The organism is Pseudoalteromonas rubra (genome assembly GCF_005887095.1).
GTDB classification, from domain to species: domain Bacteria; phylum Pseudomonadota; class Gammaproteobacteria; order Enterobacterales; family Alteromonadaceae; genus Pseudoalteromonas; species Pseudoalteromonas rubra_E.
This window is the reverse complement of the sequence record NZ_PNCI01000095.1, coordinates 1-629: the sequence shown is the minus strand read 5'-3', so window position 1 is coordinate 629 and position 629 is coordinate 1. Positions and strand designations below refer to the sequence as shown.

1 protein-coding gene is annotated in these 629 nt (G+C 44.7%); it reads right to left on the bottom strand.

Annotated features, from left to right (window positions below; translation table 11 throughout):
- Positions 1-547: IS110 family transposase (locus CWB99_RS22950; protein WP_138553684.1), on the bottom strand; the 547-nt coding region annotated here is incomplete at its 3' end.
- Positions 548-629: the final 82 nt, after the last annotated feature.

Below are 629 nucleotides of genomic sequence, written 5' to 3'. Positions count from 1 at the left end.
CGCAAGTTTCATGTATAAGCAACAGAATAACCGGTTGCAGTTGTTGGTCGAGTAAGGTCTGAATGTGGTTGTAAAAAGCGCGATAACTTTTAGGTGTTTCAATGCCAAATTCAAGCAAAAAACTCCGGGTCTGATTCAGACATGCGGTACGCGCCTTAACCAACCTTTCCCTCATCCGGTGCAGTAATAATACGGCTTGCTGTGATTCAGATTTCACAGGCACAAAGCGAATGTAAGGTCGCTGACTGGCTTCATAAATGGCCAGGCAATCATTTTTATCGTTTTTATTTCCTCTTACAAAAGGGGTGACATGCTGCGCAGGTACCAAATGTGTTTTATGACCTGCTTTGATACACATTCTTCCCCAGTAGTGGGCACAGCCACAGGCCTCCATAACGACTTCACAAGGCGGCATATTCTGAATGGTTTCTTTCAGTTTCTGACGGTTAACCCTGCGTGAGAAACAGGGCTTGCCGTGCTTATCCACAGCAAGTAACTGAAAAACGTTTTTAGCCAGGTCAATGGATAATGTGCTAACTTGATTCATGATGGATGCTCCTGTTAACTGTGTAATCACTATCAGTTTGGCGCATTGACGCCGATTTAGGAGCGTCCATCTCAATCACCCA